Consider the following 13974-nt stretch of genomic DNA (forward strand, 5'->3'; position numbering starts at 1 on the left):
TCGCTACAGTGAAACGGTACGTTTTCCCATTGTCTGGAAGGACATCCCTGTGACCATCTCGAGCGAAGAATCCCTCGTTCTCATCAAGCCCGACGGCGTCGCCCGCAACCTCACGGGGGAGATCCTCTCCCGCATCGAGAGCAAGGGCTACCAGCTCGTCGACATCAAGCTCGTCGAGCCGGAGCGCAGCCTGCTCGCCGCCCACTACGCCGAGCACGAGGGCAAGCCGTTCTACGAACCGCTCCTCGAGTTCATGGAGTCGGGTCCGATCGTCGCGATTCGGATCGCCGGCAATCGGGTCATCGAGGGGTTCCGTTCGCTGGCCGGCACCACCGATCCGACCACGGCTGCTCCCGGCACGATCCGTGGCGACCTAGGCCGCGACTGGGGCCTGAAGGTTCAGCAGAACCTCGTGCACGGCAGCGACTCGCCCGAGTCGGCGCAGCGCGAACTGGCCATCTGGTTCGGCTAGATCAGCTATACAAGATGATCGTCGTGATGGCGTCGAGCCTCAGCTGCGCCATCACGACGATCGCCAGATACCCGAGAAGCACGAGAATCCACGTGAACGGGTAGATGCGGGCGAAGACCCGGCGCGACGCGCCCGAGTTGCCGAAATGGCCCTCTTTGAGGTTGAAGACGGTCACGTAGAAGAACATCGGGATCATCACGCTCCACACCACCATGCAATAGGGGCAGAGGGTTCCCAGAACGAAGATGCTCTGGGAGACGAGCCAGGCGACGAACACGATTCCAGCCAGCAGGCCCGCGTTGAAGGTGATCCAGAACCATGAGGCGAAGCGTGCGCCGGCGAGAATCGCGAAGCCGACGAAGATCGGGGCCATAAAGGCCGCCACTCCGATGATGGGGTTGGGGAAACCGAACACCGATCCCTGAGCGCTCGACATGTTCACCCCACACTGCACGAGCGGCGAGATGTCGCAGCTCGGGGTGTGGGAGGGATCGACGAGAGTCTCGATCTTCTCGAGAGTGAGGTCGAAGGCGGCGATCCATCCGATCACTCCGGCCACGATCAGGAAGATCGCGAAAATGAAGGGCCTTCTCGTCTTGGTCGTCGTTTTCGCCACGGTCGGATTATCGCACAGGGCAAAATACGCATTCTGAGAATGCGTGCGATAATTGGCGTCAGTCTTCCTGGCCGCGTCCGGGAAGACGCCAAAGAAGGCTTGTCGGAACGAAAGCAGGCGCAACCTCATCGGTCGCCCGCCTCATCCGAACACAGATGTACAGTCACAAAAGAAGTACACGTAAAGGCAGCCAGAGCCTATGTCGCCGGCTGTCCGTGTAAAGGATTGGCGAGGGCGTCGCTCAGGCGGCGGGCTCGCTCTAGAGAGTACCGACGGGTGGCGCGGCCACCGGTTCGGCAAGGAGTGCACCAGCAATGGTGGAAGACAACAACAACCACGGTTCATCGAACACAGAATCAGCACCGCGCAAACGCCTCTTCGGAGGCCGGAAGTCGGCCAAGAAGGTCGTCGAGGCTCCCGCGCTCGAGGCTCCCGCGCTCGAGGCCCGCGTCGCGCCCCCGGTGGTGCCAGACGCGCCGAAGCAGGCGCCGGAGACGCCGCCCGAGGTCGCGGCCGGCTTCGACGAGGAGCACCCGGGCCTCGCGCCGCTCGAGCCTGCTGCGAAGGCCGACGCGCCCGCGCAGACGCCCGTCGTGCGCCCGACCACGTCGCTGATCTTCCAGGCGCCCGATATCCGGCCGTTGCCCCCGCGCGACGACGATGAGGGCGACGACGACGATCGTCCCGACACCTCGGTGCGTCGCCGCTCGCGCCGCCGCTCGGGCGAAGACAACCGGCCGGGAGACAACGACCCGGCCAACACCGTCGTCAAGGTGCGCGCCCCGCGGCCAGAGCCCGAACTCATCACCGAACCCCAGCGCATCAAGGGCTCGACCCGTCTCGAGGCCAAGAAGCAGCGCCGGCGCGACGGTCGGGACGCGGGTCGCCGTCGTCCCGTCGTGACCGAGGCCGAGTTCCTGGCCCGCCGAGAGTCTGTCGACCGTGTCATGGTCGTGCGGGCCAAAGACAACAAGATCCAGATCGGCGTGCTCGAAGACGGCGTACTGGTCGAGCACTACGTCGCCAAAGCGCAGGACGCCTCGCTCATCGGCAACGTCTACCTCGGCAAGGTGCAGAACGTGCTGCCCAGCATGGAGGCGGCGTTCGTCGACATCGGACGCGGCCGTAACGCCGTGCTCTACTCGGGTGAGGTCGACTGGGATGCCGCGGCGGCGGAGAACCCCAACGGCGGCAACCAGGCACGCAAGATCGAACTGGCCCTCAAGCCGGGTGCAACCGTTCTGGTGCAGGTCACGAAAGATCCGGTCGGCCACAAGGGCGCTCGCCTGACCAGCCAGATCTCGCTCCCGGGCCGCTACCTCGTGTACGTGCCCAACGGCTCGATGAACGGCATCTCGCGCAAGCTCCCCGATGTCGAGCGCTCACGCCTCAAGAAGATCCTCAAAGAGGTGCTTCCCGAGAACGTCGGCGTGATCGTGCGTACCGCCTCAGAGGGCGCGACCGAGGAACAGTTGACCCTCGATGTGAGCCGTCTCACCAAGCAGTGGGCCGAGATCTCGACCGCGGTGCAGAAGCAGCAGTCACCGGCCCTTCTCCACTCCGAGCCCGATCTGCTGATCAAGATCGTGCGCGACGTGTTCAACGAAGATTTCCAGCGCCTCGTCATCTCAGGCGACGACGCTCGCTCGACGATCGAGACGTACCTGGGTCAGGTCGCTCCCGATCTGCTCGACCGGGTCGAGCGTTACGAGGGCGACCGCGACGCGTTCGACGAGTTCCGCATCTCTGAACAGATCGAGAAGGCGCTCGACCGCAAGGTCTGGCTGCCGTCGGGTGGATCGCTCGTGATCGACCGCACCGAAGCCATGACCGTCGTCGACGTCAATACCGGCAAGTTCGTGGGCTCGGGCGGAAACCTCGAGGAGACCGTCACCAAGAACAACCTCGAGGCCGCCGAAGAGATCGTGCGTCAGCTACGGCTGCGCGACATCGGCGGCATCATCGTCGTCGACTTCATCGACATGGTTCTCGAGTCGAATCGCGATCTGGTTCTGCGACGCATGGTCGAGTGCCTCAGCCGCGACCGCACCAAGCACCAGGTGGCCGAGGTCACGTCGCTCGGTCTCGTGCAGATGACCCGAAAGAAGCTGGGTCTCGGGCTGCTCGAATCGTTCAGCGAGGCCTGCGAGGTCTGCGCCGGGCGCGGAGTCATCGTTCACCACGACCCCGTCGTGAAGCACCGCGGACCGGGCAACGCCCCCGCATCGTCGGGCGCGCCCCAGCAGGAGCGTCGCCGCTCGGGTCGTGGCAACGGCAACGGCAACGGCAACGGAAACGGCGCAAACGGCTCGTCGAACGGCAACGGATCCTCGAACGGATCGTCGTCGCACAGCGTGCCTGCGACCAAGCCGCACGGCATCACCGACGACGCGAAGAATGCGCTCGCCAAGATCGCCGCGTCGACCATCTCGACCCACACGGGTGCCGTGAACATCATCACGCAGGAGCAGTCCGAGGCGGCGAAGGCCGCGTCGGCTCCCGCCGCCGACGCGCCCGTCGAGGCCGCGCCGGTCTCTGAGAACGCTCAGACGGCTCCGGATGCGTCGGGCTCGGATGCGCCGACATCGTCACGTCGCAAGGGCAACCGCCGCGCGCGCCAGTCGAAGCCCGTGGTCGATGTCGAGAGCCCAGAGTCGTCTTCGGCTACCGAGGCACCTCAGGCGACCGCGGATGCCGCCGAGGCGCCCGTCGCCGCGGAGCTTCCGGCCATCGATATCCTCGACATTCCCGTAGCGAAGGCGCCGGCAGCCCAGCGCCGCATCTCGAACAGAGACGCCGAGGTGCTACTCGATTCAGTGCTCGGCGCTCTTCCCGAGCCCAAGCAGCCCGGTCAGGGACGCTCGCGCAGCCGTCGGGTGAGTACGGCAGCCCTCTCGGCTCCGACGCCCGAGGAACAGCAGCAGTAGCAGATAGACCGCAGCACTCGTCAGAGGCCGCTATCGCCCCGCACCGGGGCGGTCGCGGCCTTTGACGCGTAACCCGCTCCGCTCCAGTCGGCGCACCAGGTCGCGGTAGCTCACGGGCAGCGCGCCGGCCGCCACGAGGTCGTCGTGCCGCGCGATGGGCACGTCGTAGTGATCGAGGTCGAAGCTCCGCGCGGGCAGACCGGCCGCTCGTGCGAATTGGTGAAGCTCATCGAGTGAGGAGTCGCTGACGAGGTGGCCCCAGACGGTGCCGTGAGCGGGCCAGATGGGCCAATCGATGAGCACGGTCATAGTCCTCACGAGTGTACGGCCGCACGGCGCTTCTCAGCCTCCCGCGTGCCGCCGGCTTGTACTCTTGTGCCCGATGTCTTCCACCCGCTCCACGCTCGATGGTCATGCTGATCACACGGGTCACGACGAGCACGAGGGCCATACGCACTCGGCGTCGGTGACGGGGCGTCAGCTGCTCGTGCGCATCGGAGTGGGCGTCGGCGTCGTCGCTCTCCTGTTCGCGGTTCGCGCTCTCATCCCCGGTCTCGGGTGGAGCCTGCCCAACCGCATGCAGGATTTCGTCACGCTCTCGATCAGCGTCATCGTCGAGTCGCTGCCTTTCGTGCTGCTGGGTATCGTGCTCGCGGTGATCGTGCAGGTCTGGCTTCCGGCGGGATTCTTCGATCGCATCCTGCCCAAGAACCCCGTGGCCCGGCGAGCCTGCATCTCGCTCATCGGCATGCTCCTGCCCGTGTGCGAGTGCGGCAACGTGCCTCTTGCGCGCGGGCTGATCATCCGTGGCTTCACCGTGCCCGAGTCACTGACGTTTCTGCTCGCGGCGCCCATCCTCAACCCGATCACCATCATCACGACCCAGCAGGCGTTCGGAGGAGACCCGATCATCCTCATCGCACGACTCGTGGGCGGATTCGTCATCGCGAACACGATCGGATGGCTCTACTCGAAGCACTCCGACCCCGATGCGCTGTTGACGCCGGGGTTCGTTCGCGAGTGCGCGATCGCCCACGACGAGTCCGGGTCACGACTCGTGCGCAGCCTGGCCATGTTCGTTCGGGAGACCACGGGGATCATGCCCGCGTTGATCATCGGCTCGCTCGTGGCCGGCGGCATCCAGACGATCGTGCCGCGCGACGTGCTGGTCGCGCTGGGCAGCAACCCGGTGTGGTCTGTGCTGGCCTTGATGGTCCTCGCCTTCGTCGTGTCGGTCTGCTCGAACGTCGACGCCTTCTTCATCCTGTCGTTCGGCGGCATCTTCTCGACGGGTGCCATCGTGTCGTTCCTGACCTTCGGACCCATGATCGACGTGAAGATGCTGGCGCTGATGCGCACCACGTTCACGACCAAGACTCTCGTGCAGGTGTCTGTGCTTGTCGGGCTGATGGCCGCGGCACTGGGGTTGGCGGTGAACGTTCTTGTTTGACGGTGCAAGACAACGATGGATCGGCGTCGCTCTGACGCTGGTCGCCTGCGTGGCCACCGTGTGGCTTTGGCTCAACGGCGACCTGGGCCTCTACGTGCATCCCCGCTACTTCGCCTTCACCGTCATCGCGGCCGCCTGCGGCATCGTGCTGGTCGTCGCCAGTTTCGTGGTGCGGGTGCCGAGCGACGACGCGACGGACGCCGGCCCGGCGCGGCGCGTGTGGCGGCGTGGCCTGTCGATAGCCGTGGTGATCGCGAGCCTGTTCGGCGTCGGCTCACTGATCGTTCTGCCCCCTGCGACGCTCACCTCGGCCACCGCCGACCAGCGCAGTGTGAACAGCGGCACTGTCGTGGGGTCAGGGTCGCAGCAGCCCGCCGGTGACACCGCGGACTACGGCGTCAAGGAGTGGGCGACCGCTCTTCGTCAGAGCACAGATCTGCAGGGCATCGCGGGCAAACCTGCGACACTGACGGGCTTCATCAGCGCCGACCCCGACGACCCGGACAACGTCTTCTTCGTCACCCGCTTCTTCGTGACCTGCTGCGCCGCCGACGCCCAGCCGGTCGGGGTTCCGGTGTACCAGCCAGACTGGAAGTCGTCGCTCGAGCTCGACGACTGGGTCGAGGTGACGGGCGCCTTCGACCTGAACCCGAGCGTCAAGAGCCGCCAGTCGATGGTGATCGTGCCACAGCAGGTGAGCTCGGTCGACGAGCCGAGTGACCCCTATGTCTACTGAGCAGCGAAGCACAGCGCCCGGGCCTCGACGATCGTTCCGCCGCACGCTCGCAGCGATGATCGCCGTCTTGGTCGTGCTCTGCACCGGTCTCGCCGTGTTGACCCTGGGGCAGGGCCCGCGGCTCGTGCGCTCCGACATCGATACCGAGAGCGTCGTTCAGCTCACCCAGCAACGCCTGCTGATGCACTCGAACGAGCCGCTCGCCGAGATCGATGTCGAGCAGGTGAGCGTCACGCCGAGCATTCCCCTGAAGGTCGCCACCGACGGCAGCACGCTCTCGATCACCTTCGAGCAGCGCCTGTTGTACGGCACCGACTACGTGGTGTCCGTATCCGGGGTCACAAGCCCGTTCCAGGAGGCCGGGTCGACGTTCGACTACTCCTTCACGACGGGATCGCCGCCGCTCTACTACCTGCAGAAAGGCGGGCCGGATGCGGCGGCGGGCGCCGACGACGCCATCGTGCGAACCACCGTCTCCGGAGCCGCGAGAGACGTCGTGTACTCGGCCCCGCGCATCCAGGACTTCGCCGTCGTCGGTTCGAGCCTCGCGATCGTGACCGAGACCGACGACGGCATGTCGCAGCTCGTGCTGGTAGCGCCCGGACAGAGCGCCGTCGAGACCCTGCCTCTGCCGACGCGGGGGACGATCACGCAGCTCGGCTCCTCGGTGAAACAGGCGATGCTGGGGTTCCGCTTCACCAGCGCCGACCCTGCCGCCGGCTACTCGAATACTCTGCTGCTGTTCGACCTGCTCGCCAAGCACACCTCGTTCACGCTGCCCGGCACCGTGATCGGTGAGCCGCTCGAGGTGGACCAGTGGCGATTCATTCCCGACAGCACGCTCATCGAGACGACCGCCGGCGGAGTGATGTCGATCTACGACTCCGCGCTGCAGCAGGGGGCCGTGATCGGCGACTACGACGGTCTCGGAGAGGTCGCTCCGACAGGAACGCAATCGGTGATCAGTGGCCAGGGCACCTTCCACATGCTCGATCTCCTCTCCGGTCAGGTGTCGCCGCTCACGCCGATCCTCCCGGAGGGCGCGACCGCTGTCGGTCCTCCACTCCTGGGCCCGGACGGGTCGACCACCGTCTCCGTGGTGAACGTCGCCGGTGTCGATGGCGTCATGCGGCAGGTCGTGGTCCGAAGCGACACGAGCGGGGCGACGGTCGTCTTCGACACGGCATCGGCGGATGCCCGCATCGTCTCGGTCACGCAGTCGCCGAACACCCAGTACCTCGCGATCGCCGTGCAGCCACGCCCCGGCGCCGAGATCGCGACCTCTCTCGTCGACCGGTCGAGCGGGGCGGCGGTGCGCACGCTGGCGGGCCTCCGCGTCACCTGGCCGTAGCCGGCATCAGAGGCTGTTATGCTGTCGAGAGCGCAAAGACCTCGACCGAACCCTCGGGGGAAGGCGCTCATCAACGTGCTCCGGGTTTGACCGGAGCGCGAGCTTGACGTAAAGTTGTCCGTTGGCGCGCGCTTGGCTCAGCCCGCGTGTCAATCGAGTTTTGTGGGCATTCGCTCTCTAGAGAATAGGTACTGAAGTGGTTTACGCAGTTGTGCGCGCCGGTGGTCGGCAAGAAAAGGTAGAGGTCGGCACGATCGTCACCCTCGACCGCATCAAGGCCGACAAAGACGGCAACATCGAGTTGGCCGCCGTGCTGCTCGTCGACGGTGACAAGATCACTTTCGACGCCGCATCGCTCGCCAAGGTCACCGTCACCGCCGAGGTCCTCGAAGACCTCCGTGGCCCGAAGATCGTCATCCAGAAGTTCAAGAACAAGACCGGGTACAAGAAGCGCCAGGGTCACCGTCAAGACCTGACCCGCGTCAAGGTCACCGGAATCAAGTAGGGCAGGAAGAGCTAATGGCACATAAAAAGGGCGCGAGTTCCACTCGCAACGGTCGTGACTCCAACGCACAGCGTCTGGGCGTCAAGCGCTTCGGTGGCCAGGTCGTCGGAGCGGGCGAGATCATCGTCCGCCAGCGCGGCACCCACTTCCACCCCGGCGTGAACGTCGGCCGTGGCGGCGACGACACCCTGTTCGCACTGGCCGCTGGTTCGGTCGAGTTCGGACACAAGGGCGGCCGCAAGGTCATCAACATCGTGGCAGGCGAGTAGCACCACCTCGCAGGCACAGATGGCAGGGGCGGGCTTCGGCCCGTTCCTGCCATTCTTCGTTTTTCACTGAAACACCAACGTTAGGAGAGCAGATGGCGACGTTTGTTGACCATGTGACACTCCACCTCCGCGCAGGCAATGGCGGCAACGGCTGCGTGTCGGTGAAGCGCGAGAAGTTCAAGCCCCTCGCGGGGCCCGACGGTGGAACCGGCGGCAACGGTGGCGACATCGTGCTCGTCGCCGACCCGGGCGTCACCACACTGCTCGGATTCCACCGCTCACCGCATCGTCGCAGTGAGAACGGCGGCCCCGGCATGGGCGATCACCGCAGCGGAACCAACGCCGACGAACTCGTACTGAGCGTGCCTATCGGAACGCTCGTGAAAGACGCCGACGGCACCGAGCTCGCCGACATGACAGACGCCGGCATGCGCGTCGTCGTCGCCGAGGCCGGACAGGGCGGGCTCGGAAACGCAGCTCTGGCCAACACGAAGCGCAAGGCTCCGGGCTTCGCGCTGCTCGGAACGCTCGGCTTCGAGGGCGACATCCGGCTCGAACTGAAGGTCGTCGCCGACGTCGCGCTCGTGGGCTACCCCTCCGCCGGCAAGTCGAGCCTCGTCGCGGCACTCTCCGCCGCGAAGCCGAAGATCGCCGACTATCCCTTCACCACGCTCCACCCCAACCTGGGCGTCGTTCAGGCGGGGGAGACCCGCTACACGATCGCCGACGTTCCCGGCCTCATCGAGGGCGCGAGCGAGGGCAAGGGTCTGGGCCTCGAATTCCTTCGCCACGTCGAGCGGTGCACCGCGCTGTTGCACGTGCTCGACTGCGCGACCCTCGAACCCGGCCGCGATCCCATCTCCGACCTCGACATCATTCTTGCCGAGCTGGCCGCGTACCCGGTTCCCGAGGGTCAGATCCCGCTCATCGAGCGCCCGCAGCTCGTCGCCCTGAACAAGATCGACGTCCCGGAAGGGCGCGAGCTCGCCGACTTCGTCACCGCAGAACTCGAGGGTCGGGGATACCGCGTGTTCGAGATCTCCACGGTCAGCCACGAGGGCCTGAAGCCGCTGTCGTTCGCTCTCGCTCAGCTCGTCGAAGAGGGCCGGCAGGCGCTCATCGACGCTCCGCCGAAGCCTCGCCTGGTCATGCGCCCCCGCGCCGTCGACGAGGCCGGCTTCACCGTGCGCGTCGAGGGTGGATCGGGCGGAAACATCTACCGGGTGCTCGGCACGAAGCCCGAGCGCTGGGTGCAGCAGACCGACTTCACGAACGAAGAGGCCATCGGCTTCCTCGCCGACCGTCTGGCGAAGCTGGGCGTCGAAGACCAGCTCTTCAAGAAGGGTGCTCAGGCCGGTTCGACGGTCATCATCGGCCTCGACAACGGCGTGGTGTTCGACTGGGAGCCCACGATGACGTCGACGGCCGAGTTGGTCACCGCGCCGCGCGGTCTCGACCCGCGCCTGCTCAAAGACGGCCGACGCACGAGCAACCAGCGCCGCGAGGAGTACTTCGAGCGCATGGACGCCAAGGCCGAGGCCCGCGCAGAGCTCGTGCGCGAGAAAGAGGCGGGACTCTGGCGCGAAGACAGCACGGACGAGGAGTGACCCGCGTCCGGCTGGCCGACCGCAGCGACATCGAGCGCGCGAGACGCATCGTCGTGAAGGTCGGCTCGTCGTCGATCTCCGGTGACAATGCGGGCCAGATAGCGCCACTCGTCGACGCGCTGGCCACGGCCCATGGTCGCGGTGTCGAGATCATGCTGGTCTCGTCAGGCGCAATCGCCACGGGCATGCCGTATCTGCAGCTCGACTCCCGCCCCACTGATCTGGCCACCCAGCAGGCTGCGGCAGCGGTGGGGCAGAACGTGCTCATCTACCGCTATCAAGACAGCCTCGACCGCTTCGACATCGTGGCGGGCCAGGTGCTCCTCACGGCCGGCGACCTCGAGAACCCCACGCCGCGTTCGAACGCTCAGCGAGCCATGGAGCGTCTGCTCGGTCTGCGCATCCTGCCCATCGTGAACGAGAACGACACGGTCGCCACGCATGAGATCCGCTTCGGCGACAACGACCGCCTCGCCTCGCTCGTGGCCGAGCTCGTGCAGGCCGACCTGCTGGTGTTGCTCTCCGACGTCGACGCCCTCTACACCCGGCCGCCCCTCGAACCCGGCGCCATCCTGATCTCGCATGTGCCCTACGGCGACGAGCTCGACGGTGTCGTCGTCGGCGACGTCGGAACAGGGCTCGGCACGGGCGGTGCCACGACCAAGGTGTCGGCCGCGCGCTACGCCGCGAGCAACGGCACGGCGGTCATCCTGACCTCGACTCCGCAGGCCGCTCAGGCGCTCGCCGGTGAGACCGTCGGAACCTGGTTCGACGCGGCCCCCTCGTCGTAAACTGGGCGCCATGCCCCTTTCGACACTGGCCTCCAGCACGTTCACCGAGAAACTGGATGCCGCGCGCACGTCTGCGCGCCGCCTCGCCCAGGCCACGACCGACGTCAAGAACGACGCGCTCTCGGCCATCGCGGAGCAGCTGAGGTCGAACGTCTCGCGCATCAGCGAGGCCAACGCCCTCGACCTCGCCAACGGGCGAGAGAACGGGCTCGCTGCGGGGCTGCTCGATCGGCTCACCCTGAACGACGCCCGCATCGAGGCTCTCGCGTCGGCGACTCTCGACCTCGTGGGCCTCGTCGATCCCGTGGGGGAGACCGTGCGCGGGCGATCGCTGCCCAATGGCGTGCGCATCGAGCAGGTCCGTGTGCCCTTCGGTGTCGTGGGCGCCATCTACGAGGCCCGTCCGAACGTCACGATCGACATCGCGGCGCTCGCCATCAAGAGCGGCAACGCCGTCGTTCTTCGGGGAGGCTCCGCTGCCGAGAAGACGAATGGGGTGCTCGTCGACCTGATTCAGATCGCGCTCGAGTCGGTCGGTCTTCCGCGGGAGGCCGCGCAGACCATCGACGAATTCGGACGCGAGGGCGCTACCGCTCTGATGACCGCGCGAGGGTACGTCGACGTGCTGATTCCCCGCGGCAGTGCCGCCCTGATCAACACCGTCGTCAGCGAGTCGACCGTTCCCGTCATCGAAACGGGTGCCGGTATCGTGCACATCTTCCTCGATTCGAGCGCAGACCTCGAGATGGCCACCGCCATCGTGCACAACTCCAAGGTGCAGCGGCCGAGCGTGTGCAACGCGCTCGAGACGCTGCTGGTGCACGAGAGCGCCGCGGAGCGTCTGCTTCCCGGTGTGCTCGGTGCGCTCCGTGCATCCGGCGTCACGATTCACGGCGATGACCGCACGCTCGCTGTGTTCCCCGACGCGGTCGAGGCGACCGACGACGACTGGGCGACCGAGTACATGACGCTCGACCTCGCCGTGCGGGTCGTCGCCGATCTCGATGAGGCGATGGATCACATCCGCCACTACTCGACGCACCACACAGAGTCGATCATCACCAACGATCTGTCGAATGCCGAACGCTTTCTGCGCGAGGTCGACTCTGCGGCCGTCATGGTGAACGCCTCGACGCGCTTCACCGACGGAGGCGAATTCGGCTTCGGAGCCGAGGTGGGCATCTCCACCCAGAAGCTGCACGCGCGCGGCCCGATGGGACTTCCCGAGCTCACGAGCACGAAGTGGCTGGTGCGGGGAACAGGGCAGGTGCGCGCGTAGCGGTATCCTTGACCGACCGCGTTATTTTCTGCGCGCCGCCGACGACGAAAGAGAACCATGTCAGTTGTGACCAGCCTGTTGGCCGAAGCTGAGGCCCACGTCGAATTGCCGTTCCCGGCCATCGTCTTCGGACTCATCGCCTTCGTGATCTTCGCCGCTCTGGCCGCCGTCATGTGGAGCTACCGTGACGTTGCCAACCGCCACCCGCGCAAGTCCGCCGCCTACGCCGCCAGCCACGATCCTCACGGACACGCAGACCGCACCGGCGCCGACCACTAGGCACCGACGAACGTGACCTCCGCCAGCGGCAGGCGTGCCCGGATCGGTGTGATGGGTGGAACCTTCGACCCCATCCACCACGGACACCTCGTTGCCGCCAGCGAGGTAGCCCAGTCGTTCGACCTCGACGAAGTGGTGTTCGTCCCCACCGGACAGCCCTGGCAGAAGAAGGTCGTCACGCCGGCCGAACACCGCTATCTCATGACGGTCATCGCCACGGCGTCCAATCCGCGGTTCACCGTGAGCCGCGTCGACATCGACCGCGTCGGCGACACCTACACGATCGACACCCTGCGCGATCTGCACGAACAGCGACCCGACGCCGACCTGTTCTTCATCTCGGGTGCCGACGCCATCGCTCAGATCCTGGGGTGGAAGAACGCCGACGAACTCTGGTCGCTCGCCCACTTCGTGGCCGTCTCCCGGCCCGGACATCCGCTGTCCATTTCCGCTTTGCCGCATGAAGACGTAAGCTATTTGGAAGTTCCGGCTCTAGCGATATCGTCCACTGACATACGCGGCCGGGTGGGCCGGGGTTTTCCGGTGTGGTACTTGGTACCCGACGGTGTCGTACAGTACATCACCAAGCACCATCTATATCGGAGTTTTGAATGACGTTGTCTCCCGACGAGCAGCCGCTGACACGGCGCCAGCTGCGCGAACTCGAGCGCACCATGCCCAAGAAAGACCGGCAGGACGCCGCGAAGGTGAACGAAGAGGCTGCGCGCCGCGCAGCCGAGGCCGATGCGAGCGCCGTTCCCGACACGGCAGAGCCCGACGCCGCGGCTCCTTCCGACGAGTCCGCGAACTCCGAAACCGAAGCCACCCAGACATCCGACGCCACCGAGGTCGTCGAAGACGCCGTCGTGGTCGAAGAGCCGACTCAGGCGATTCCCACGTTCGAGCGCGAGACCCCGCAGCAGACGCCGTCTCCGGTCAGCGCACGCGGCGCATCCGACCCGATCTCGAGCTTCGCGCCCGAGGCGAGCGAGTCCGAGCCCATCGTCGAAGAACTCGTCATCGATGAGCCGCAGATCGACGAGAAGCGATCCGGTGATTCGCGCACCGGTGACTCGCGAACCGACGATTCCGGCACCGATGATGTGCCGATCGACGACGACCCCGACGACGGAGACTCTGTCACCGAGATCACCGTCGAGTCGCTCTCGAGCGGCCCTATTCTCGCTCCCATCTTCCAGCCTCCGACCGTCGTCCCCGACGAGCAGGCTCCGGCGAAGATCGACGACTCCAACGCGTCGTTCGACGACCTCATCTCGTCGCGTACCGTCGGATCGACCAACTCGTCGCAGACGAGCGCGCTGGTTCTTCCCGCCGTTCCCAGCAGCATGGACATGGGCACAGCTCTCGACGAGACCGGTGAGGTCATCATCACCGGGTCGATCGACCTGCCCTCGAGCATGGGCGCCAGCGGCGCTCCTGCGGCCGGCATCGAGTCTAAAGATCTCGACGCACTCCTCGACATCGGTGAGACCGAGCAGAGCGGCGACGACGTCGCTCCGGTCAGTGCCAGCCGAGCAGTCAGCACTGGGGCGTCGAACAACGCCCTCGTCGCTCCTCCCAAGCGGGGCAGGGTCAACGTGCCTGTCGTCCTCGCGATCACCGCGGGTGTTCTCGCGATCGGCGTCGTGGGCCTTCTGCTCGCCGCCTTTGTCTTCAGGATCTTCTAAATTC

The 13974-nt window shown here is 66.1% G+C and carries 15 protein-coding genes; 13 read left to right on the top strand and 2 right to left on the bottom strand.

The features are described 5' to 3' along the window. The first annotated feature begins 55 nt into the window (after positions 1 to 55). A complete protein-coding gene (gene ndk, locus CCK87_RS04425; RefSeq protein WP_086460387.1) occupies positions 56 to 472 on the top strand; it encodes a nucleoside-diphosphate kinase in 417 nt (138 codons plus the stop codon). 1 nt (position 473) lies between these two features. Here the strand turns inward: ndk and CCK87_RS04430 are convergent, their stop codons facing one another. Further along, complete coding sequence (locus CCK87_RS04430; protein WP_249273700.1) at positions 474 to 1088, bottom strand: vitamin K epoxide reductase family protein; 615 nt, start codon at positions 1086 to 1088, stop codon at positions 474 to 476. A gap of 314 nt (positions 1089 to 1402) precedes the next feature. Here CCK87_RS04430 and CCK87_RS04435 point away from each other — a divergent pair, with 314 nt between their 5' ends. Further along, a complete protein-coding gene (locus tag CCK87_RS04435; protein WP_086460215.1) occupies positions 1403 to 4015 on the top strand; it encodes an Rne/Rng family ribonuclease in 2613 nt (870 codons plus the stop codon). 30 nt (positions 4016 to 4045) lie between these two features. Here CCK87_RS04435 and CCK87_RS04440 read toward each other — a convergent pair whose 3' ends face one another. Continuing rightward, a complete protein-coding gene (locus CCK87_RS04440) occupies positions 4046 to 4324 on the bottom strand; it encodes a DUF4031 domain-containing protein (protein WP_086460216.1) in 279 nt (92 codons plus the stop codon). A gap of 73 nt (positions 4325 to 4397) precedes the next feature. Here CCK87_RS04440 and CCK87_RS04445 point away from each other — a divergent pair, with 73 nt between their 5' ends. The 11 genes from CCK87_RS04445 (at position 4398) to CCK87_RS04495 (ending at position 13970) form a co-directional block, all read left to right on the top strand. Further along, entirely contained in the window at positions 4398 to 5465 is a 1068-nt protein-coding gene (locus tag CCK87_RS04445) for a permease (RefSeq protein ID WP_086460217.1), read from the top strand. After that, positions 5458 to 6201, top strand: a complete 744-nt coding sequence (locus CCK87_RS04450; protein WP_249273701.1) for a TIGR03943 family protein — start codon at positions 5458 to 5460, stop codon at positions 6199 to 6201. Before CCK87_RS04445 ends, CCK87_RS04450 begins: the two co-directional genes overlap by 8 nt. Further along, positions 6191 to 7552, top strand: a complete 1362-nt coding sequence (locus CCK87_RS04455) for a hypothetical protein (RefSeq protein ID WP_140162766.1) — start codon at positions 6191 to 6193, stop codon at positions 7550 to 7552. Before CCK87_RS04450 ends, CCK87_RS04455 begins: the two co-directional genes overlap by 11 nt. Positions 7553 to 7748: 196 nt before the next feature. Then, complete coding sequence (rplU, locus tag CCK87_RS04460) at positions 7749 to 8057, top strand: 50S ribosomal protein L21 (RefSeq protein ID WP_044442947.1); 309 nt, start codon at positions 7749 to 7751, stop codon at positions 8055 to 8057. Positions 8058 to 8071: 14 nt separating this feature from the next. Further along, positions 8072 to 8326: a 50S ribosomal protein L27 gene (rpmA, locus tag CCK87_RS04465; RefSeq protein ID WP_044442950.1), complete on the top strand. Its 255-nt coding sequence runs from the start codon at positions 8072 to 8074 to the stop codon at positions 8324 to 8326. 92 nt (positions 8327 to 8418) lie between these two features. Further along, complete coding sequence (obgE, locus tag CCK87_RS04470) at positions 8419 to 9933, top strand: GTPase ObgE (protein ID WP_086460219.1); 1515 nt, start codon at positions 8419 to 8421, stop codon at positions 9931 to 9933. 11 nt (positions 9934 to 9944) lie between these two features. Continuing rightward, complete coding sequence (proB, locus tag CCK87_RS04475) at positions 9945 to 10724, top strand: glutamate 5-kinase (RefSeq protein WP_170927159.1); 780 nt, start codon at positions 9945 to 9947, stop codon at positions 10722 to 10724. 10 nt (positions 10725 to 10734) lie between these two features. Next, positions 10735 to 12003, top strand: coding sequence for a glutamate-5-semialdehyde dehydrogenase (locus tag CCK87_RS04480; protein ID WP_086460221.1), 1269 nt, complete (start codon positions 10735 to 10737; stop codon positions 12001 to 12003). Between the two features lie 57 nt (positions 12004 to 12060). Beyond that, positions 12061 to 12282, top strand: a complete 222-nt coding sequence (locus CCK87_RS04485; protein ID WP_086460222.1) for a hypothetical protein — start codon at positions 12061 to 12063, stop codon at positions 12280 to 12282. Between the two features lie 12 nt (positions 12283 to 12294). Further along, a complete protein-coding gene (nadD, locus tag CCK87_RS04490) occupies positions 12295 to 12897 on the top strand; it encodes a nicotinate-nucleotide adenylyltransferase (RefSeq protein ID WP_082465812.1) in 603 nt (200 codons plus the stop codon). Further along, positions 12894 to 13970, top strand: coding sequence for a hypothetical protein (locus CCK87_RS04495; RefSeq protein WP_140162767.1), 1077 nt, complete (start codon positions 12894 to 12896; stop codon positions 13968 to 13970). The genes nadD and CCK87_RS04495 overlap by 4 nt, the downstream gene beginning before the upstream one ends. Positions 13971 to 13974: the final 4 nt, after the last annotated feature.

This window comes from Agreia sp. VKM Ac-1783 (assembly GCF_900177765.1).
Classification (GTDB): domain Bacteria; phylum Actinomycetota; class Actinomycetes; order Actinomycetales; family Microbacteriaceae; genus Agreia.

Excerpts from the sequence above, each read along its gene's own strand:
- CCK87_RS04435 (WP_086460215.1), top strand. The coding sequence starts at position 1,403 with ATGGTGGAAGACAACAACAACCACGGTTCATCGAACACAGAATCAGCA.
- CCK87_RS04440 (WP_086460216.1), bottom strand. The coding sequence starts at position 4,324 with ATGACCGTGCTCATCGATTGGCCCATCTGGCCCGCTCACGGCACCGTC.
- CCK87_RS04445 (WP_086460217.1), top strand. The coding sequence starts at position 4,398 with ATGTCTTCCACCCGCTCCACGCTCGATGGTCATGCTGATCACACGGGT.
- CCK87_RS04455 (WP_140162766.1), top strand. The coding sequence starts at position 6,191 with ATGTCTACTGAGCAGCGAAGCACAGCGCCCGGGCCTCGACGATCGTTC.
- rpmA (WP_044442950.1), top strand. The coding sequence starts at position 8,072 with ATGGCACATAAAAAGGGCGCGAGTTCCACTCGCAACGGTCGTGACTCC.
- obgE (WP_086460219.1), top strand. The coding sequence starts at position 8,419 with ATGGCGACGTTTGTTGACCATGTGACACTCCACCTCCGCGCAGGCAAT.
- CCK87_RS04480 (WP_086460221.1), top strand. The coding sequence starts at position 10,735 with ATGCCCCTTTCGACACTGGCCTCCAGCACGTTCACCGAGAAACTGGAT.
- CCK87_RS04485 (WP_086460222.1), top strand. The coding sequence starts at position 12,061 with ATGTCAGTTGTGACCAGCCTGTTGGCCGAAGCTGAGGCCCACGTCGAA.
- CCK87_RS04495 (WP_140162767.1), top strand. The coding sequence starts at position 12,894 with ATGACGTTGTCTCCCGACGAGCAGCCGCTGACACGGCGCCAGCTGCGC.